This is a genomic window from Pseudomonas sp. P4_C8 (assembly GCF_056401975.1).
In genome coordinates this window covers 112,881-133,444 of the sequence record NZ_JBFUIH010000008.1, presented here as the reverse complement: position 1 = coordinate 133,444, position 20,564 = coordinate 112,881, and the positions used below count along the sequence as shown (strand labels likewise).

The window sequence follows — 20,564 nt, the reverse complement described above, 5'->3', positions numbered from 1 at the left end:
GAGCACCGACATGACTGTACTTCCTGTTTCTGTAAATGTGACCACCGCCAACGAATTCATCGCCCGTCACATCGGCCCGCGCGCCGGTGACGAGCAAGCGATGCTCAACAGTCTCGGCTTCGACTCGCTGGAAGCCCTGAGCGCCAGCGTCATCCCGGACAGCATCAAAGGCACCAGCGTCCTGGGCCTGGAAGACGGTCTGAGCGAAGCCGAGGCCCTGGCCTCGATCAAAGCCATTGCCGGTAAAAACCAGCTGTTCAAGACCTACATTGGCCAGGGTTACTACGGCACCCACACGCCGTCGCCGATCCTGCGCAACCTGCTGGAAAACCCGGCCTGGTACACCGCTTACACCCCGTACCAGCCAGAAATCTCCCAAGGCCGTCTCGAAGCGCTGCTGAACTTCCAGACCCTGATCAGCGACCTGACCGGCCTGCCGATTGCCAACGCTTCCTTGCTCGATGAAGCCACCGCCGCTGCCGAAGCCATGACCTTCTGCAAACGCCTGAGCAAGAACAAGGGCAGCCACGCCTTCTTCGCCTCCGTGCATTGCCACCCGCAAACCCTCGACGTGCTGCGCACCCGTGCCGAGCCGTTGGGCATCGACGTGGTAGTCGGCGACGAGCTCGAACTGACTGACGTGACGCCGTTCTTCGGCGCCCTGCTGCAATACCCGGCCAGCAACGGTGACGTATTCGATTACCGCGAACTGACCGAGCGCTTCCACGCTGCCAACGCTTTGGTAGCCGTGGCCGCTGACCTGCTGGCCCTGACCGTGCTGACGCCACCGGGCGAATTCGGTGCCGACGTGGCCATCGGCAGCGCCCAGCGTTTCGGCGTTCCGCTGGGCTTCGGTGGCCCGCACGCGGCGTACTTCTCCACTAAAGATGCGTTCAAGCGCGACATGCCGGGCCGTCTGGTCGGTGTCTCGGTGGACCGTTTCGGCAAGCCGGCCCTGCGCCTGGCCATGCAAACCCGCGAGCAACACATCCGCCGCGAAAAGGCCACCAGCAACATCTGCACCGCACAAGTATTGCTGGCCAACATCGCCAGCATGTACGCCGTGTACCACGGTCCGAAAGGCCTGACTCAGATCGCCAATCGCGTGCACCACCTGACGGCGATTCTGGCCAAAGGCTTGAGCGCACTGGGCCTGACCGTCGAACAAGCCGCTTTCTTCGACACCCTGACCCTGAACACCGGCACCAACACCGCCAAGCTGCACGAGCAGGCTCGCGCCCAGCGCATCAACCTGCGTGTGGTCGACGCTGAACGCCTGGGCCTGTCCCTCGACGAAACCACCACCCAGGCCGACGTCGAAACCTTGTGGAGCGTGCTGGCTGACGGCAAAGCCTTGCCAGACTTCGCCGCCCTCGCCTCTTCGGTGGTCAGCGCCATTCCGGCCATACTGGTTCGTCAATCGCCGATCCTCAGCCACCCGGTGTTCAACCGTTATCACTCGGAAACCGAGCTGATGCGCTACCTGCGCAAGCTGGCCGACAAGGACCTGGCGCTGGACCGCACCATGATCCCGCTGGGTTCGTGCACCATGAAACTCAACGCCGCCAGCGAAATGATCCCGGTGACCTGGGCTGAATTCGGTGCCCTGCACCCGTTCGCCCCGGCCGAGCAAAGCGCCGGCTACCAGCAACTGACCGACGAACTGGAAGCGATGCTGTGCGCCGCTACCGGTTACGACTCGATCTCGCTGCAACCGAACGCCGGTTCGCAAGGTGAATACGCCGGTCTGCTGGCAATTCGCGCCTATCACCAGAGCCGTGGCGAAGACCGCCGCGACATCTGCCTGATCCCGTCGTCCGCCCACGGCACCAACCCGGCTACCGCCAACATGGCTGGCATGCGTGTGGTCGTGACCGCCTGCGATACCCGCGGCAACGTCGACATTGAAGATCTGCGCGCCAAGGCCATCGAGCACCGCGAGCACCTGGCCGCGCTGATGATCACCTACCCGTCGACCCACGGCGTGTTCGAAGAAGGCATCCGCGAAATCTGCGGCATCATTCATGACAACGGCGGCCAGGTTTACATCGACGGTGCCAACATGAACGCGATGGTCGGCCTCTGCGCACCGGGCAAGTTCGGCGGCGACGTGTCGCACTTGAACCTGCACAAAACCTTCTGCATTCCGCACGGCGGTGGCGGCCCGGGCGTTGGCCCGATTGGCGTGAAATCGCACCTGACCCCATTCTTGCCGGGCCACGCCCAGATGGAACGCAAGGAAGGCGCAGTTTGCGCGGCACCGTTCGGCAGCGCGAGCATTCTGCCGATCACCTGGATGTACATTCGAATGATGGGCGGCGCAGGTCTCAAGCGCGCTTCGCAGTTGGCGATCCTCAATGCCAACTACATCTCCCGTCGCCTCGAAGAGCACTACCCAGTGCTGTACACCGGCAGCAACGGCCTGGTGGCGCACGAATGCATCCTCGATCTGCGTCCGTTGAAAGACAGCAGCGGCATCAGCGTTGATGACGTCGCCAAGCGTTTGATCGACTTCGGCTTCCACGCCCCGACCATGTCGTTCCCGGTCGCCGGCACGCTGATGATCGAGCCGACCGAAAGCGAATCCAAGGAAGAACTGGACCGCTTCTGCGACGCCATGATCCGCATCCGCGAAGAAATCCGCGCCGTGGAAAACGGCACGCTGGACAAGGACGACAACCCGCTGAAGAACGCTCCGCACACTGCAGCGGAAATCGTCGGCGAGTGGACGCATCCGTACAGCCGTGAGCAAGCCGTTTATCCGGTAGCGTCGCTGATCGAAGGCAAATACTGGCCACCGGTCGGTCGCGTCGACAACGTGTTCGGCGATCGCAACCTGATCTGCGCCTGCCCGTCGATCGAAAGCTACGCTTAAAGCAGTGTGGGGCGGCTAAACCCGCCCCACTGTAGGAGCAAGGCTTGCCCGCGATGAACGATGACTCGGTGTAACTGATACACCGCATCAAGCCAATCGCGGGCAAGCCTTGCTCCTACAGCTCTGCGCTTCGCCTATAACAAGAAACCGGAGAACAACCATGTCGTTAAGCGTGTTCGACCTGTTCAAGATTGGCATCGGCCCCTCCAGCTCCCACACCGTCGGCCCGATGCGCGCAGCCGCGCGTTTCGCCGAAGGTTTGCGCCGTGAAGGGCTGTTGGCGGCCACCACCTGCGTCAAAGTCGAGCTCTACGGCTCGCTGGGCGCCACTGGCAAGGGGCACGGCAGCGACAAAGCTGTGTTGCTCGGCCTGGAAGGTGAACACCCGGACACCGTGAATACCGAAACCGTCGCCGCCCGTCTGCAAGACATCCGTGGCAACGGACGCTTGAACCTGCTCGGCGAACACAGCATTGCGTTCAACGAGAAAGAACACCTGGCGATGATTCGCAAACCGTTGGCCTATCACCCCAACGGCATGATCTTTCGCGCGTTCGACGCCGCCGGCCTGCAGATTCGCAGCCGCGAGTACTACTCGGTCGGCGGTGGTTTTGTGGTCGATGAAGACGCCGCCGGCGCCGACCGCATTGTCGAAGACGCCACACCACTGACCTTCCCCTTCAAAAGTGCCAAGGACTTGCTCGCTCATTGCGCCACTTACGGCCTGTCCATCAGCCAAGTAATGCTGACCAACGAAAGCGCCTGGCGCCCGGAAGCGGAAACCCGCGCCGGCCTGCTGAAGATCTGGCAAGTGATGCAAGACTGCGTCGATGCCGGCTGCCGCAACGAAGGCATTCTGCCCGGCGGATTGAAGGTCAAACGTCGCGCCGCAGCCCTGCATCGACAACTGTGCAAAAACCCGGAATCATCGTTGCGTGATCCGCTGTCGGTGCTGGACTGGGTCAACCTGTACGCCTTGGCGGTCAATGAAGAAAACGCCAATGGCGGACGCGTCGTGACCGCACCTACAAACGGTGCGGCCGGGATCGTTCCCGCCGTGTTGCATTACTACATGCGCTTCATCCCCGGCGCGACCGAAGACGGCGTCGTGCGCTTCCTGCTGACTGCGGCGGCCATCGGCATTCTCTATAAAGAAAACGCCTCGATTTCCGGCGCCGAAGTCGGTTGCCAGGGTGAGGTCGGCGTGGCCTGTTCCATGGCGGCCGGCGCCTTGTGCGAAGTCCTTGGCGGGACCGTGCAGCAAGTGGAAAACGCCGCCGAAATCGGCATGGAACACAACCTCGGCCTGACCTGTGACCCGATTGGCGGACTGGTGCAAGTGCCTTGCATCGAGCGCAACGCTATGGGCTCGGTGAAGGCGATCAACGCGGTACGCATGGCCCTGCGCGGCGACGGTCAGCACTTCGTTTCCCTCGACAAGGTCATCCGCACCATGCGCCAGACCGGCGCCGACATGAAAAGCAAATACAAGGAAACCGCCCGTGGCGGTTTGGCGGTCAACATTATCGAGTGCTGATGCTCACGCGCATTTGCACACTTTTTCAGGAGCTGAATATGTCCACCGAACAATTGCTGAAAACCCCGCTGCACGCTCTGCACATCGAACTTGGCGCACGCATGGTGCCGTTCGCTGGCTATGACATGCCGGTGCAATACCCGCTCGGCGTGATGAAAGAACACCAACACACCCGTGATCAGGCCGGGTTGTTCGATGTCTCGCACATGGGCCAGATTCGCCTGACCGGCGCCAATGCCGCCAAGGCCCTGGAAACCCTGGTGCCGGTGGACATCATCGACCTGCCGGTGGGCATGCAGCGCTACGCGATGTTCACCAACGAAACCGGTGGCATCCTCGACGACCTGATGGTCGCCAACCTCGGTAACGATGAACTGTTCCTGGTGGTCAACGCGGCCTGCAAGGATCAGGACCTGGCGCACCTGCGCAAGCACATCGGCGACCAGTGCACCATCGAGCCGTTGTTCGAAGAACGCGCGCTGTTGGCGCTGCAAGGCCCGGCCGCGGTCACCGTGCTCGCGCGTCTGGCACCCGAAGTGACGAAGATGACCTTCATGCAGTTCGCCCGCGTGAAACTGCTGGGTGTTGACTGCTTTGTCAGCCGCTCGGGCTACACCGGTGAAGACGGTTTCGAAATCTCGGTACCGGCCGCCAACGCCGAAGCCCTTGCCCGCTCCCTGCTGGCTGAAACTGAAGTGGCGGCCATCGGCCTCGGCGCCCGTGACTCGCTGCGTCTGGAAGCCGGCCTGTGCCTCTACGGCCATGACATGAACACCGAGACCACGCCTATCGAAGCGAGCCTGCTGTGGGCCATTTCCAAGCCTCGTCGTGCCGATGGTGCGCGGGCGGGTGGCTTCCCTGGCGCTGAAACCGTGTTCGCACAACAACAAGGTGGCGTCAGCCGCAAGCGCGTCGGTCTGCTGCCTCAGGAACGCACGCCTGTGCGTGAAGGCGCGGAAATCGTCAACGAAGCCGGCGACATCATCGGTACTGTTTGCAGTGGCGGCTTCGGTCCGACACTCGGCGGTCCGTTGGCCATGGGTTACGTCAACAGCGCTTATATCGCCATCGACACACCCGTGTGGGCGATTGTCCGTGGGAAAAAGGTGCCTTTGCTTGTAAGCAAAATGCCATTTGTTGCACAACGCTACTATCGTGGCTGATTGACTGTTTCTATAAGTAACGCGGTTGCGTTAACAGTGCACTAATGTGTAACGCAACCGCCATAAAGTAGTGCATATCATTACCTGTAAGCTTCGTTTATGAACGCGGCTTATAACGTTCGAAAACAATTGAACAGCCACAAAGAATAAGAACGCACTAGTGGAGCGACTAATGCCCTCAACCTGAGCAAAACCGGGCCTCTGACAGGGCTTGTTTTTTCTCCCGTAGTTGGCGTAGAGTTTGTCCACTGTGTTTGCAAGGGTCGCTTGGAATCGTGACCTGGGCAGTAGCCTACAAGTTAGCTACATCCCGTTCGACGTCTTCTTACTCTCCTGCAACCAGCCCCAGTACTCTTTCACGAGAAGGAGACTGTCATTAATTTTAGCGTCAAAGGAAATAAGAAATGTCCCAACGTCAGAGCGGTACCGTCAAGTGGTTTAACGACGAGAAAGGTTTTGGTTTTATCACTCCTGAAAGCGGTCCGGATCTGTTCGTGCATTTCCGCGCCATCCAGGGCAACGGCTTCAAGAGCCTGAAAGAAGGCCAGAAAGTGACTTTCGTTGCTGTGCAAGGCCAGAAAGGCATGCAGGCTGACGAAGTACAAGCAGAAGCCTAATCTTCTGTAACGAAAAAGCCCCTGATGCTGACATCAGGGGCTTTTTTGTGCGCGTAAATCCGTAAAATGGCTTCTTTTTCTGTCCAGAGGCTGCCATGTCGAAACACCTGCTCAACCCCCAGGGCGACTTTCCCGCCGCCACCCTGGGTCGTCGTCTGGCAGCGATGTTCTATGACTTCCTGTTGTGTACCGCCCTGCTGATCGTCACCAGCGGCATTTACAAGATGATCCAGATGGCGATCCTCGGCGAAGACAAAATGCGCACTCTGACTGAAGCCGGCGCGCTGGACGGTGATCCATTGCTTTCGACCGTGCTGCTGTTTGTGCTGTTCGGCTTCTTCGCCAAGTTCTGGACCTGGTCGGGTCAGACCCTCGGCATGCAGGTGTGGTGCATCCGCGTACAGAACGCCGATGGCTCGTCCATCAGCCTGTGGCAGGCGTTGTTGCGATTTGTGGTGTCGATTGCGTCCTGGCTATGCCTCGGGCTGGGTTTCTTCTGGTCGCTGTTCGACAAGCAGAAGCGCAGCTGGCATGACATCTACTCCAATACGCAACTGGTGCGGATTCCAAAGAAAACCAAGTAATTCAGCCAAACGAAAACCACTGTGGGAGCGAGCCTACTCCCTCTTCGCGAGCAGGCTCGCTCCCACAGTTTTTCGTGACTAGCTGAAAGTTCTCAAGCGTTGCCGGCCAGCTTCATCCGCGCCGCCTGAGTGAAGTCGAGCATGCGCTTCAACGGCCGAATGGCTTGAGGGATCAACGCTGGATCTACAAAGATCTCGTTCGCCCCCTCTTTCAAGCTCTTCAGCGTGCGCTCAAGGGTGTTCATCGCCATCCATGGGCAGTGCGCGCAACTACGGCACGCTGCACCGTTACCGGCCGTTGGCGCCTCGATGAAGACCTTGTCCGGACACAACTGCTGCATTTTGTAGAAAATGCCGCGATCAGTGGCGACGATCAGCGTTTTGTTCGGCAGGCTCTGGGCCGCCGCGATCAGCTGACTGGTGGAACCGACGGCATCCGCCAATTCGATCACCGCGGTTGGCGACTCTGGGTGCACCAGAATCGCAGCATCCGGGTACAGCGCCTTCATGTCTTCAAGCTGCTTGGACTTGAATTCTTCGTGAACGATGCAGGCACCGTCCCACAGCAGCATGTCCGCACCGGTCTGGCGCTGAATGTAGGTGCCCAGGTGTTTGTCCGGCCCCCAGATGATGGTCTCGCCGTTATCCATCAGGCTTTCGACGATCTCCAGCGCACAGCTGGACGTCACCACCCAATCCGCCCGCGCTTTGACCGCCGCCGAGGTATTGGCATACACCACCACCGTACGTTCCGGGTGCTGATCGCAAAACGCCGAAAACTCGTCCACCGGGCAACCCAGATCCAGCGAGCAGGTCGCCTCGAGGGTTGGCATCAGCACGCGCTTTTCAGGGTTGAGGATTTTTGCGGTTTCGCCCATGAACTTCACCCCGGCGACCACCACGGTCTTGGCCGGGTGAGCATTGCCAAAGCGGGCCATCTCCAGCGAGTCGGAGACGCAACCACCGGTTTCTTCGGCCAGGGCCTGAATCACCGGATCGCAATAGAAGTGGGCAACCAGCACCGCGTCCTGAGCCTTGAGCTCGGCGGCGATGGCGGCACGGTAATAGGCTTCTTCCTCGGCAGTCAGCGGCTTGGGCTGCTTGGCATCGAGGTGAGCCTGAACCAAAAGGCGTTCGGAAATCTGCGTCATGTTCGCAAGACCTGCAGGCGCATTTGCGCGAAAGTCGAGTATACACCCGGCTCCGGACCCTTCAGGGGTACCGCCGGGAGAGTGAGTATTCATCAGGCACGGACAGCGTTGAAGCCGGCAAGGCTACAGAATATCCCGCGGATGCAAAAGATGATTCTGACCTGCGTCACGCGGTGCAGCCCAGAACCCGGGCGACCTTAAATCGCGGGCAAAAAAAAATCCGGAAATCCTCACTTGCGTGGGCCTTCCAGACTTTTAAAACTGCTACAAAAATGGTGGGTCGTGTGGGATTCGAACCTACGACCAATTGGTTAAAAGCCAACTGCTCTACCAACTGAGCTAACGACCCGCTGTGTGGTGGCGCGTATAATACTGATTTTTAAGGACTATTCAACACCTAATTTGAAATAAATCAAAAATAAGGTGTTGGGTCACTGATTCCGGCCGCCGCAAAGCCTTCTGCACGCAGTCGGCAGCTATCGCATTTGCCGCACGCACGGCCGTTATCGTCGGCCTGATAGCAGGAAACCGTCAGCCCGTAATTGACGCCCAGCTTCACGCCCGCCTCGACGATCTGCGCCTTGCTCAGGTTCTGCAGAGGCGCCTGGATACGGAAGCCATTGCCCTCTACACCGGCCTTGGTGGCCAGATTGGCCATGCGCTCGAAGGACTCGATGAACTCGGGACGGCAGTCCGGGTAACCGGAGTAATCCACCGCGTTGACACCAATAAAGATGTCACGCGCACCGAGCACTTCGGCCCAACCCAACGCCAGCGACAGGAATACCGTATTGCGCGCCGGCACGTAAGTGACTGGAATGCCCTCCCCCAGCTCCTCCGGAATGTCGATGCTGCTGTCAGTCAGCGCCGAACCGCCGATGCCGTTCAGGTTCAGACCGATCACTTTGTGCTCGACCACACCGAGGTCTCGGGCGACGCGTTCGGCGGCGTACAACTCGGCATGAGAACGCTGACCGTAATCGAAGCTCATGGTGTAGCAGCTGTAACCTTCGGCGCGAGCCATGGCCACGACTGTCGCCGAGTCCAGGCCGCCGGACAGCAGGATGACCGCACGTTTTTCAGCTGTATTCAGTTGTTCCGTCATTTCAGCGCCCCGGCTCGTCATTCCAAAGATATTTATGCAGCTGCAATTGCAGACGCACGGGCAGGTTGTCCGCCACCACCCAATCCGCCAGGTCCCGAGCATTCAGGTCGTGGTGGCTTGGCGAGAACAGGACTTCGCCGGCACGTCGATCAAGACCGTACTGGATCAGCTTGGACACGGCCCAGTCGTAGTCTTCCCGCGAGCAGATGACAAACTTCACCTGATCGTTAGGCGTGAGCAATTCGATATTCTCGTAGCGGTTGCGGTGTGCTTCCTTCGAACCCGGGGTTTTCAGGTCGACAACGCGACTGACCCGTGAATCTACTGCCGAGATGTCGAGCGCACCACTGGTTTCCAGTGACACTTCGTAACCGGCGTCGCACAACTGCTTGAGCAATGGGATGGCGTTAGGCTGGGCCAACGGTTCGCCACCGGTGACACACACATAACGCGGGCGGAAACCGGCCACTTGCTCGAGGATGTCGTCGAGCGGGCGAATGGTGCCGCCAGTGAACGCATAGGCGCTGTCGCAGTATTGGCAACGCAATGGGCAACCGGTCAGGCGCACAAATACTGTGGGCAGCCCGGCAGTCCGCGTTTCACCCTGCAACGAGTAAAAAACTTCGGTAATTCTCAATGTGTCTTGCATAGTCGCCACGGGCATAACAGCTAAACAGGCTGTCCGCCTCCGTCAGGCACTTCAAGGAACCCCGCCACCGCGCAGATCCCAAAAAGCGTGTTTCATAAAAAGGGGGTGAATTCTAACGAAAAAACCCGCGACAGGCGCGGGTTTCTTCAAAACAGGCCTTACAGGCTTACATGCGCTGCAAGTCTCGCTGGGCCAACTGAGCGGCGGAAGTGCCCGGGTATTGCGACACAACCTGCTGCAGAATGCCTTTGACCTTGTCGGTGTGACCTAGGCGGCGCTCTACATCAGCCAGTTTGTACAGAGAGTCAGGCACTTTTGGGTGCTTGGGGTACAGCTGCGAAACCTTGGCAAACGCCTGACCTGCACCTTGCAGATCGCCTTTGGCCAGGTTCACTTCGCCCAACCAGTACTGGGCATTGCCCGCGTATTGGCTGTTCGGGTATTTGCGCAGGAAGGCAGCAAAAGCCTGGCTGGCCTTGTCGAAATCCTTCGCTTTGATCAGGTCGAAGGCTGCGTCGTAATACAGCTTTTCCTTCGCGGGATCAGCTGGTTCGCTACCCGCGGCAGGTGCATGAGCGGCAGCGGCTCCTGCACTTGCGCCAGCTGCTGCGGCTGCGCCGGGGGCATTCAAATCACCACCGGTGGAAGAATTTTCAGGAGTCGCGGCAGGTGCAACGCCGGTTCCTATGCGCCGATCAAGATCCTGATATCGCTCCAGGTTCTCTTGCTTCATGCGCGCTACTTCATTTTGCAGAACTTCGATCACACCCTGTTGGCGTGAGATCTGCTCCTGCATGGATTGCAGTTGGTTGAACAGCTCGCCCTGTGCCGAGACAGGGGTCGAAACCCCTCCCCCGGCATAGGCGCCGTTCGTACCGTAACCCGCAGGCGGATAACTGGTCCCGCTATTGTTATAACCGGAGTTGTTATCGACCACAGGAACCGCAGCCCACACCGCAAGCGGCGCGAGACTGAGAGCCAAGACAGTTACAGCACGACGGCACGTTCGCATGACGAATTACTTACGCAGTTCGACGCGACGGTTTTGAGCCCAGGACTGCTCGTCGTTGCCGGTAGCAACTGGACGCTCTTCGCCGTAGGAAACCAGTTCCAGCTGAGCTGGGGAAACACCTTGCAGTACCAGGTAGCGTTGAACGGCTTTCGCACGACGCTCGCCCAGTGCCATGTTGTACTCACGAGTACCACGTTCGTCGGTGTTGCCTTCCAGAACAACGCGAGCGCCGTTTGCTTTCAGGTCTTTTGCGTGAACGTCCAGAGCGCGCATGGCTTCTGGCTTCAGGTCCGAACTGTCGTATTCGAAGTAGAAGATGGTGATTGCACGCAGAGCAGCTTCTTCGCTCAGGGAACCGTCAACGGCACCAGTGTTTGCGCCGTAACCAGCGTTTGGATCTACTGCGCCTTCACCGGCATTGTCGCCGCCTTTGGACGAGCAACCTACAGCTACAGCCATGGCCAGAGCCAGCGCAGCAAATTTACCAAACTTCAGCATTTCCATCGTGAAACTCCTAATGAACCCCAATGTGTTAAGTACAACGTGTAGCGCCGCGTCAGTTCAGGTAAGGGGACCAGGAAGGTTCTCTGACTTCGCCTTGTGCGGTAGGAAGCGGGAGCCTTACGCGTCCATTAATGGACACGAGCATCAAGACTCCCCGGCCCTGCTGGCGGGTGGCGTAGATTACCATGGTGCCGTTAGGCGCGACAGTGGGCGACTCGTCCAGAGTGCTATCAGTGAGGATCTTTACACTACCGCGCTGCAAATCCTGGGCCGCCACCTTGAAATTGGTGAAGCCGTCCTGGCGGTGAATCATCACAAGGGTCTTTTCATCAGCTGAAAGCTTCGGGTTGGCGTTGTAGTTACCCACGAAGGTCACACGCTCCGCACCGCCACCACCGACGCTGGTTTTGTAGATCTGTGGCTTGCCGCCACGGTCGGAAGTGAAGTAGATGGTCGAACCATCCTTACCCCAGAACGGTTCGGTGTTGATGCCGGGACCATTGGTGACGCGAGAGATCTGACGCGAACCCAGGTTCATCACGTAGATGTCCGGGTTGCCGTCCTTGGACAATACGAAGGCCAGGCGATTGCCGTCCGGCGACCAGGCTGGCGCGCCGTTCAGGCCTTCGAAGTTGGTGATCTGCTCGCGGCGACCGGTGTCGATGTTCTGCACGAAAATACGTGGACGCTTCTGCTCGAACGACACATACGCGATGCGCTTGCCATCCGGTGCAAAACGCGGCGACAGAATCGGCTCGCGCGATTGCAGCAAGGTCACGGCGCGGGCACCGTCATAGTCCGAACGTTGCAGCGTGTAGCGCGTGTTCTTCTCAGAGAAACGCTCGGCCGTCACGTACAACAGACGCGTCGAGAACGCACCTTTGATACCGGTCAGTTTTTCAAACGACTGGTCAGCGATGTAGTGCGCCATGTCGCGCAGTTGATCAACGCTGCCCGACACGCTGCCGGTCAGCACTTGCTGCTCGGTGGCGACGTTGAACAGAGCGTACTGCACCTGCAGACGACCGCCTGCCGGAACAATGCTGCCGACCATAATGTACTGGGCGCCAACCGCCTTCCAGTCACGGAAAATGATTTCGCTGGCCTGGCTCGGCAGGCTGATCATGTTCTGCTTTGGAATCGGCGAGTAGTAACCCGAGTTGCGCAGGTCGTTACCGATGATTTCGGCCATGTCGTCCGGCAGGACAGTACCGCCCTGGAACGCGAACGGAACGACTGCAATCGGGGTGGCCCGATCACTGCCGCTGGTAACCAGAATGTTTTTTTCATCTGCCGTCGCTAACCCTGCCAGGCAGCAGATAACGACAAGCATCCCTCGAAGAAGGTTTCTCACGGGGCTAAATCCTCAGGCGTGAATGTCATCTTGAATGAACGATACGGAGCGAAATCGCTCGGCTTCATTCCCTGCATTTCTATCAAACGTCCAATATTCTTGACCGCCGCTACAGCAGACGCGTCAAACGGACCGTCACCGCTGGACTTGGCCACGTTGACCGAAGTCACCGTACCATCCGGCAACATGCCGATTTGCAGCACGACTGTCATACCTTTGCGTGCCGAAGGTGGACGAGCCCAGCCTTCCGCCGCACGAGCACGAATCAAATCATCGAAACTGCCGGCGACTTCGTCACCCTGTTCATCCGCCAAGGCCTGCTGGCGCTGCGGCGTGTCGGAAAGCAAATCGGCCAAGGCCTGAGCCTTTTTGTCTTCGGTAGATTTACGTGCCGCATCCTGCGATTTTTTCTTCGCAGCATCGGCAGCAGCTTTCTTCTTCGCGTCTTCGGCGACTTTCTTCTTCGCCTCTTCAGCTTCAGCTTTCTTCTTGGCGTCTTCGGCGGCTTTCTTCTTCGCGTCTTCGACGATTTTCTTCTTCGCTTCTTCAGCGGCCTCTTTCTTGGCCTCTTCTTCAGCAGCTTTCTTGGCTTCTTCTTCGGCTTTCTTCTTGGCTATATCAGCCAATTGTTTCTCTTCGGCCTTTTTGGCTTCGGCGGTCTTCTTCGCTTCATCGGCTTTCTTGGCTTCATCAGCCTTTTTCGCCTCATCCGCTTTCTTTGACTCGTCGGCCTTCTTGGCTTCCTCGGCCTTTTGAGCCGCCTCTTCTTTCTTTTGTTCCGCAGCCTTCACCGCTTCCTGCTCGACCTTCTTCTGTTCCATCTGTTCGACTTCGGTCTGTCGCGCAGCAGATTTCTGCGCTTCACCCGCAATCTTCTGATTGGTCTGGGTGGTCGCCCGACTTTTCGATTTCAGCTGGTACAGCGTCGCCTGGACAATCGGCTTGGCCGGCGGCAACTCAGGCGTCATGGCAAAACTGACAAACAGCATGCCAAACACCAGCACGTGCAAGCCAATCGCCCAGACACTAGGCCAGAAGTAGCTTTCCGAGGCTGTTGGCTCTCGTTGTTGCTGCATCAGGGCGCCTCGGTAATCAAGCCAACATTACCGACGCCGGCTTTCTGCAACCCGCCCATGGCGCCCATGACCGAACCGTAGTCGACGGTCTTGTCGCCGCGGATGAACACCTGAGTGCGCTTGCCACCTTCAGTACCGGCACGAATGATCTTGGTCACCGCGTCAGTCATCTGCGGCAAGGTCATGGCCTTGTCCTGCTGCTTTTCGGTGTCGACTTCGCTGCCAAGGTTCCAGTAGTAGGTCTTGTCAGCCTTGATCGAAATGGTCAGGACCTGAGTGTTGTTGTCCTGCGGCAAGGCTTCGCTGGAAACCTTGGGCAGATCAACTTTCACGCCCTGATTGAGCATCGGCGCGGTCACCATGAAAATGACCAGCAGTACCAGCATCACGTCGATGTAAGGCACCACGTTCATCTCCGCAACCGGCTTGCGCTTTTTGCGAGCTCGAGCGATTAAAGCCATTGGAAATTACCTGCTTATTCTTCGCTGGTGTGCACTTTGCGGTGCAGGATCGCCTGGAATTCGTCGGCGAAGGTGTAGTAACGGCCCAGCAGGGTTTCGCTGCGAGCAGCAAAACGGTTGTACGCGATAACGGCCGGGATGGCGGCGAACAGACCGATCGCGGTGGCGATCAGTGCTTCGGCGATACCTGGAGCCACAGTGGCCAGGGTCGCTTGCTGGGCAGCGGCCAGACCACGGAAGGAGTTCATGATGCCCCAGACCGTACCGAACAGACCGATGTACGGGCTGACGGAACCGACGGTAGCGAGGAACGGCAGGCTCTGTTCAAGCTTTTCTTCTTCGCGAGAAATGGCAACGCGCATGGCACGGGCCACACCTTCCATGACCGCTTCCGGGTCAACGCCTGACTGCTGGCGCAGACGGGAGAATTCCTTGAAGCCGGCACGGAAGATCTGCTCGACGCCCGAATCCGGATCAGGGTTGCTGCCGGCCTGACGGTAGAGTTTGGACAGGTCGATACCCGACCAGAAGCGCTCTTCAAAGCTCTCCAGGGCACGTCGACCGGCGCGCAGCAGATTGCTGCGCTGAAAGATCATGATCCATGAGGTGACCGATGCGGCTACCAGGATCAGCATTACCAGTTGCACCACGATACTGGCATTGCTGACCAGGCTCCACATGGAGGTATGGTCGACGACGTTAGCTTCCACGCTTAATCTCCTGCTTTGAGTGTGTACCCGCGCCGCTCACGTCGGCAAAGGCCGCACGTAGAGCTTCGGGAATGGCCCGGGGTTTTAAACTGTCAGTGCGCACACAGGCCACCAAAAACTGCCCCTCGCAGAGCAGCACATTATCCGTAGCCCGCCTGACCTGCTGTTTGAAGCGCAGGCTGGCACGGTTCAATTCGATTACTTCAGCGCTTACCAGAAGCTCGTCGTCCAGTCGCGCCGGCGCGTGGTAACGCGCTTCGCTGGAATGCACGACAAACAACAGGTCCTCCCCTACCAGCGCCGATTGGGCAAAGCCCAGATCCCGGAGCCGCTCGGTTCGAGCCCGTTCCATAAACTTGAGGTAATTGACGTAATACACGATGCCGCCGGCATCGGTGTCCTCGTAATAAACGCGACAACGATGTGCGAACGGCTCAAGCCCGTTTTGCGCGCGCATACTCTAGTGCTTACTCCTCAGGTTGCCAATCCGGCCAGGCAACTGTTTTTCATTGATCTGCGGCTTTGCGGCAAAAGTACGGTCCTGGGACCGCACAAACGCCGAATATATCAGTGCGCAAAGATTATTAATCGTCCACGGCATCAAGGAACTCGTCTACGACGGGCATTTCGCCCATTCGTGACGGAATGTTTAAACCGAAGTGCAAATATGCATGCCGGGTCACCACTCGCCCCCGCGGGGTGCGCATGATGTAGCCCTGCTGGATCAGGTAGGGCTCCAGCACGTCTTCAATGGTGTGGCGTTCTTCGCTGATGGCGGCGGCCAGGCTGTCCACTCCGACCGGACCACCGTCGAACTTCTCGATCATGGTCAACAGCAGACGCCGGTCCTGGTGGTCGAAACCACGTTCGTCGACGTCCAGCAGATTCAAAGCGAGGTCGGCAATCGGCTTGGTAATGTGCCCCTTGGCGCGCACTTCGGCGAAATCGCGCACCCGACGCAACAGACGGTTGGCGATCCGTGGCGTACCGCGAGCACGACGGGCGATTTCAAAGGCGCCTTCCGGGTCCAGCGGCAAACCAAGAATGCTCGCCGAACGACTGACAATCGTGGCGAGGTCAGCGGTGCTGTAGAACTCCAGGCGCTGGACGATCCCGAAGCGGTCGCGCAAGGGGTTGGTCAACATACCGGCACGAGTCGTTGCACCGACCAGAGTGAATGGCGGCAAATCAAGCTTGATCGAACGCGCGGCCGGCCCCTCACCGATCATGATGTCGAGCTGGAAATCTTCCATGGCCGGGTACAGCACTTCTTCGACAATCGGTGACAGGCGATGGATTTCGTCGATGAACAGCACGTCGTGAGGTTCAAGGTTGGTCAACAGCGCCGCCAGGTCACCCGGACGCTCAAGCACGGGCCCCGACGTGCTCTTGATCGACACCCCCATTTCCTGGGCGATAATGTTCGCCAAGGTGGTTTTCCCCAAGCCCGGCGGACCGAAGATCAGCGTGTGATCCAGCGACTCGTTACGCCCACGGGCGGCCTGGATGAACAACTCCATTTGCTCGCGAACAGTCGGCTGGCCGATGTATTCGGCCAGGCTGACAGGACGAATCGCCCGATCCTGGACTTCCTCGCGATCACGAGGACCGGGCGCGGCGGTAATCAGACGATCAGCTTCAATCACTTAAATCATTCCCTTCAGGGCACGACGAATCATGTCTTCACTGCTCAAACCTTTCTCCTTGATCGCGGAAATCGCCTTGCTGGCCTCCTGTGGCTTGTAGCCCAGGGAGATCAGCGCGCTGACCGCGTCATTTTCGGCGGTGGCAACCGGAGCCGGCGCGTCTGACCCTCCCGGCTGGTTTGGCACCAGGGCGAACATCGCCGGTACGGTTTCCCAAGCTTTGAAGCGATCCTTGAGTTCCACCAACAAACGTTCGGCGGTTTTTTTGCCCACGCCTGGCACCTTGGTCAGCGCCGAGGTGTCCTGGGACTGCACGCAACGGACCAGCTCATCGACTTCCAGGCTCGACATCAACGCCAGCGCCAATTTTGGCCCTACGCCGTTGAGACGGATCAACTCGCGGAAAAAGTCTCGCTCACGCTTGCCGAAGAAACCATAGAGTAACTGCGCGTCTTCGCGTACGACCAAGTGGGTGTGCAAGGTCAGCGGTTCACCGACCGACGGCAAGCGATACAGCGTGGTCATGGGCACTTCCAGCTCATACCCCAGACCGTTTACATCCAGAATCAGGTGCGGCGGCTGTTTTTCAGCCAGTGTGCCGCGCAAGCGTCCAATCACGTTTCAGATCCTTGAGCGTTGGCCAGATCAATGCCTGGCGACGAACAGAACAAGGGGTCGCGCCGACGACACAGACACGACAACCCTCATTCCATAAAAAAGACTGCTGATGCTATCAGAGACGCAAGCGCCCGCCACGACTGCGTGCCGTCCCCAGGCCATGGGGTAACAAACTGGAACGGGTGTGAGCATGGCAGATGGCAATGGCCAGGGCGTCCGAGGCGTCGATTTGCGGCTTGCTGGTCAATTTCAGCATGTGCATGACCATCATCTGCACCTGTTCTTTATTTGCCGCGCCGGTGCCGGTCACTGCCTGCTTGACCTGGGTCGCGGTGTACTCGGCGATTTCCAGGCATTCTTCGGCACCGGCAACGATTGCAGCACCGCGCGCCTGACCCAGTTTCAGTGCAGAGTCGGCATTGCGCGCCATGAACACCTTTTCGATGCCCATGGTGACCGGTCCGTAAGTCTGGATGATTTCACGCACGCCGCGATAAACGATCTGCAGACGCTCATGCAATTCTCCCGAGCCCGTGCGAATGCAGCCCGACGCGACGTACACACAGCCACGCCCGGTATCGCGCACCACGCCATAACCGGTAATACGCGAACCGGGGTCGATACCCAAAATTAAAGTCATAACGCCTGCGGGTTCAGTAAAAGCACAATATTCAATTCAGCGAATAACAAATGTGGGAGCGAGCCTGCTCGCGAAAGCGGTTTCATATTCAGCAACGATGTTGCCTGAAAATCCGCATTCGCGAGCAGAATCGCTCCCACAATAGATCCTAGTCGCCCTTAACCGAGCTGTGCAGCCACCGACTCCGGAATGTCCGCGTTGGAATAGACGTTCTGCACGTCATCCAGGTCTTCGAGCATGTCGATCAGCTTGAGCACCTTCTCGGCGCCTTCCAGGTCCAGCTCGGCACTGGTGGTCGGCAGCATGACGATTTCTGCGTCTTCACCTTTGAAACCAGCCGCTTCCAACGCATTGCGCACGGCATAGAAGCCAGCGAAAGATGTGAACACGTCAATCGAGCCATCTTCGTGGGTGACTACGTCATCGGCGTCGGCTTCCATGGCCGCTTCTATCAGCGCGTCTTCATCAACGCCTGGCGCGAAGGAAATCTGCCCTTTGCGCTCGAACAGATACGCCACGGAACCGTCGGTGCCGAGGTTGCCGCCGCATTTGCTGAACGCGTGGCGAACAGCAGCGGCAGTGCGATTACGGTTATCGGTCATGCACTCGACCATCACCGCCACACCGCCCGGGCCGTAGCCTTCATAGCTCAACTCGACCATGTCGTCGGTGTCGGCAGCACCCGCGCCGCGTGCAACCGCGCGATCAATGATGTCGCGACTCATGTTCGCGCCAAGGGCCTTGTCCAGCGCCAGACGCAGGCGCGGGTTGGAGCCCGGATCACCGCCACCCTGACGGGCAGCAACAGTCAGTTCACGAATCCACTTGGTGAAAATCTTGCCCTTCTTGGCATCCTGACGTTCTTTGCGGTGCTTGATGTTCGCCCACTTGGAATGACCCGCCATAACTCGCTCCGAATTATCTTTGAAACATTGCCCGCCCCACACAGTGTCGGCCAGCAACAAAAAATCTCGACCTAAAGAAAAGGCGCACCCAAAAGGATGCGCCTTTGCGGTCAGCCTTACTCAGCCTTTGGTGTTTCGCGCAGACGAATGTGCAGTTCGCGCAATGCCTTGGCATCCACTTGACCCGGTGCCTGCGTCATGACGTCCGCCGCGCTCTGGGTTTTCGGGAAGGCGATCACTTCACGGATCGACTGGGCGCCGGTCATCAGCATCACCAGACGATCCAGACCGAAGGCCAGACCACCGTGCGGCGGCGCGCCGTACTTCAGGGCGTCGAGCAGGAAGCCGAATTTCTCTTCCTGTTCCGCTTCGTTGATACCCAGCAGGCGGAACACAGTCTGCTGCATTTCCTTACGGTGGATACGGATCGAACCGCCACCCAGCTCGGTGCCGTTCAGCACCATGTCGTAGGCACGGGACAGAGCGGTCGCCGGGTTGGCTTCCAGTTCTTCCGGCGTGCACTTCGGCGCGGTGAACGGGTGGTGCAAGGCGCTGAAGCTGCCGTCGTCGTTCTCTTCGAACATCGGGAAGTCGACGACCCACATTGGCGCCCACTTGCAGGTCAGCAGGTCCAGGTCGTTACCCACCTTGATTCGCAACGCGCCCAGGGCTTCGCTGACGATCTTGGCTTTGTCGGCACCGAAGAACACGATGTCGCCGTCAACCGCACCAACGCGATCGAGGATTACATTGAGGTTGGCCTCAGGGATATTCTTGACGATCGGCGATTGCAGACCTTCAACGCCTTTGGCGCGCTCGTTGACCTTGATGTACGCCAGGCCCTTGGCACCGTAGATGCCGACGAACTTGGTGTAATCGTCGATCTGCTTGCGCGGCATGCTCGCCGCGCCTGGAACGCGCAAGGCAGCAATACGGCACTTCGGATCATTGGCCGGGCCGCTGAACACTTTGAAATCAACTTCTTTGAGTTGATCGGCAACGTCAACCAGCTCCAGCGGGTTACGCAGGTCCGGCTTGTCGGAACCATAACGACGCATGGCCTCTTCGAAGGTCATGTGCGGGAATTCACCGAATTCCAGATCCAGCACTTCCTTGAACAGGTTGCGGATCATGCCTTCAGTCAGGCCCATGATGTCTTTTTCATCGAGGAAGCTGGTCTCGATGTCGATCTGGGTGAACTCAGGCTGACGGTCGGCACGCAGGTCTTCGTCGCGGAAGCACTTGGCGATCTGGTAGTAACGGTCGAAGCCGGCCACCATCAGCAGTTGCTTGAACAGCTGCGGCGATTGCGGCAAGGCGAAGAACGAACCGGCGTGGGTACGGCTCGGCACCAGATAGTCGCGAGCACCTTCAGGGGTGGCGCGGGTCAGGATCGGAGTCTCGACGTCGAGGAAGCCGTTCTCGTCCAGGTAGCGACGGATGCTGGTAGTCATGCGCGAACGCAGACGCAGCTTCTCGGCCATTTCCGGGCGACGCAGGTCAAGGAAGCGATAGCGCAGGCGGGTTTCTTCGCCGACATCGGAGAACTCGTTCAGCGGGAACGGCGGGGTTTCCGACTCGTTCAGCACTTCCAGTTCGTAACCGAGGACTTCGATCATACCCGACGCCATGTTGGCGTTGGTGGCACCGGCCGGACGCAGGCGAACCTTGCCGGTGATCTTCACGACGTACTCGCTGCGCACGCGATCGGCCGCGGCGAAGGATTCAGCGCGGTCCGGGTCGAACACCACCTGGGCCAGACCGTCACGATCACGGATATCGAGGAAAATCACCCCACCGTGGTCACGGCGACGGTGAACCCAACCGCAAAGAGTAATTTCCTGGCCTTCCAGGCTTTCGTTCAGTTGGCCGCAATAATGGCTGCGCATCATGGTAGTGGTTTCACTTCTCGTAATCGAAATTCGGTTGGAGACCTGCACATCCTGCCCTTGATAAA

The 20,564-nt window shown here is 58.7% G+C and carries 20 protein-coding genes and 1 tRNA gene; 5 read left to right on the top strand and 16 right to left on the bottom strand.

The features are described 5' to 3' along the window. Positions 1–10: 10 nt before the first annotated feature. From gcvP to AC1DWM_RS07285, 5 genes are all read left to right on the top strand, one after another. On the top strand, positions 11–2,875 hold the full coding sequence (gcvP, locus tag AC1DWM_RS07305; RefSeq protein WP_477794903.1) for an aminomethyl-transferring glycine dehydrogenase: 2,865 nt from the start codon (positions 11–13) through the stop codon (positions 2,873–2,875). A gap of 160 nt (positions 2,876–3,035) precedes the next feature. After that, positions 3,036–4,412 (top strand): L-serine ammonia-lyase, encoded by a 1,377-nt coding sequence (locus AC1DWM_RS07300; RefSeq protein ID WP_477794902.1) that lies wholly within the window; start codon positions 3,036–3,038, stop codon positions 4,410–4,412. Positions 4,413–4,450: 38 nt separating this feature from the next. Next, entirely contained in the window at positions 4,451–5,575 is a 1,125-nt protein-coding gene (gene gcvT / locus AC1DWM_RS07295) for a glycine cleavage system aminomethyltransferase GcvT (protein ID WP_477794901.1), read from the top strand. 404 nt (positions 5,576–5,979) lie between these two features. After that, a complete protein-coding gene (locus AC1DWM_RS07290) occupies positions 5,980–6,192 on the top strand; it encodes a cold-shock protein (protein ID WP_003175786.1) in 213 nt (70 codons plus the stop codon). Positions 6,193–6,287: 95 nt separating this feature from the next. Further along, complete coding sequence (locus AC1DWM_RS07285) at positions 6,288–6,776, top strand: RDD family protein (RefSeq protein WP_223511853.1); 489 nt, start codon at positions 6,288–6,290, stop codon at positions 6,774–6,776. A gap of 92 nt (positions 6,777–6,868) precedes the next feature. Here AC1DWM_RS07285 and nadA read toward each other — a convergent pair whose 3' ends face one another. From nadA to aspS, 16 genes are all read right to left on the bottom strand, one after another. Next, complete coding sequence (gene nadA, locus AC1DWM_RS07280) at positions 6,869–7,927, bottom strand: quinolinate synthase NadA (RefSeq protein ID WP_223511852.1); 1,059 nt, start codon at positions 7,925–7,927, stop codon at positions 6,869–6,871. 273 nt (positions 7,928–8,200) lie between these two features. After that, a tRNA-Lys gene (locus tag AC1DWM_RS07275) sits at positions 8,201–8,276 on the bottom strand. 63 nt (positions 8,277–8,339) lie between these two features. Further along, complete coding sequence (queC, locus tag AC1DWM_RS07270; protein WP_223511851.1) at positions 8,340–9,032, bottom strand: 7-cyano-7-deazaguanine synthase QueC; 693 nt, start codon at positions 9,030–9,032, stop codon at positions 8,340–8,342. 1 nt (position 9,033) lies between these two features. Beyond that, positions 9,034–9,681 (bottom strand): 7-carboxy-7-deazaguanine synthase QueE, encoded by a 648-nt coding sequence (queE, locus tag AC1DWM_RS07265; protein ID WP_046032066.1) that lies wholly within the window; start codon positions 9,679–9,681, stop codon positions 9,034–9,036. 166 nt (positions 9,682–9,847) lie between these two features. Beyond that, positions 9,848–10,693, bottom strand: coding sequence for a tol-pal system protein YbgF (ybgF, locus tag AC1DWM_RS07260; protein ID WP_223511849.1), 846 nt, complete (start codon positions 10,691–10,693; stop codon positions 9,848–9,850). A gap of 6 nt (positions 10,694–10,699) precedes the next feature. Next, a complete protein-coding gene (gene pal / locus AC1DWM_RS07255) occupies positions 10,700–11,197 on the bottom strand; it encodes a peptidoglycan-associated lipoprotein Pal (RefSeq protein ID WP_007945836.1) in 498 nt (165 codons plus the stop codon). 52 nt (positions 11,198–11,249) lie between these two features. Continuing rightward, entirely contained in the window at positions 11,250–12,551 is a 1,302-nt protein-coding gene (gene tolB, locus AC1DWM_RS07250) for a Tol-Pal system beta propeller repeat protein TolB (protein WP_411741829.1), read from the bottom strand. After that, positions 12,548–13,627, bottom strand: coding sequence for a cell envelope integrity protein TolA (tolA, locus tag AC1DWM_RS07245; protein WP_223511848.1), 1,080 nt, complete (start codon positions 13,625–13,627; stop codon positions 12,548–12,550). The genes tolB and tolA overlap by 4 nt, the downstream gene beginning before the upstream one ends. After that, positions 13,627–14,079, bottom strand: a complete 453-nt coding sequence (gene tolR, locus AC1DWM_RS07240; protein ID WP_161807482.1) for a protein TolR — start codon at positions 14,077–14,079, stop codon at positions 13,627–13,629. The genes tolA and tolR overlap by 1 nt, the downstream gene beginning before the upstream one ends. A 23-nt stretch (positions 14,080–14,102) precedes the next feature. Beyond that, positions 14,103–14,798 (bottom strand): protein TolQ, encoded by a 696-nt coding sequence (gene tolQ, locus AC1DWM_RS07235; RefSeq protein WP_223511847.1) that lies wholly within the window; start codon positions 14,796–14,798, stop codon positions 14,103–14,105. Beyond that, on the bottom strand, positions 14,788–15,255 hold the full coding sequence (gene ybgC / locus AC1DWM_RS07230; RefSeq protein ID WP_223511846.1) for a tol-pal system-associated acyl-CoA thioesterase: 468 nt from the start codon (positions 15,253–15,255) through the stop codon (positions 14,788–14,790). The genes tolQ and ybgC overlap by 11 nt, the downstream gene beginning before the upstream one ends. 127 nt (positions 15,256–15,382) lie before the next feature. Continuing rightward, the gene (gene ruvB, locus AC1DWM_RS07225; RefSeq protein WP_007945842.1) at positions 15,383–16,444 is read right to left on the bottom strand and encodes a Holliday junction branch migration DNA helicase RuvB; all 1,062 of its coding nucleotides are present in this window, start codon (positions 16,442–16,444) and stop codon (positions 15,383–15,385) included. Continuing rightward, on the bottom strand, positions 16,445–17,062 hold the full coding sequence (gene ruvA, locus AC1DWM_RS07220) for a Holliday junction branch migration protein RuvA (RefSeq protein ID WP_223511844.1): 618 nt from the start codon (positions 17,060–17,062) through the stop codon (positions 16,445–16,447). 115 nt (positions 17,063–17,177) lie between these two features. Continuing rightward, the gene (gene ruvC / locus AC1DWM_RS07215; protein ID WP_223511843.1) at positions 17,178–17,702 is read right to left on the bottom strand and encodes a crossover junction endodeoxyribonuclease RuvC; all 525 of its coding nucleotides are present in this window, start codon (positions 17,700–17,702) and stop codon (positions 17,178–17,180) included. 158 nt (positions 17,703–17,860) lie between these two features. Then, complete coding sequence (locus tag AC1DWM_RS07210) at positions 17,861–18,607, bottom strand: YebC/PmpR family DNA-binding transcriptional regulator (protein WP_223511841.1); 747 nt, start codon at positions 18,605–18,607, stop codon at positions 17,861–17,863. Between the two features lie 116 nt (positions 18,608–18,723). After that, complete coding sequence (aspS, locus tag AC1DWM_RS07205; protein WP_477794900.1) at positions 18,724–20,499, bottom strand: aspartate--tRNA ligase; 1,776 nt, start codon at positions 20,497–20,499, stop codon at positions 18,724–18,726. Positions 20,500–20,564 lie beyond the last annotated feature (65 nt).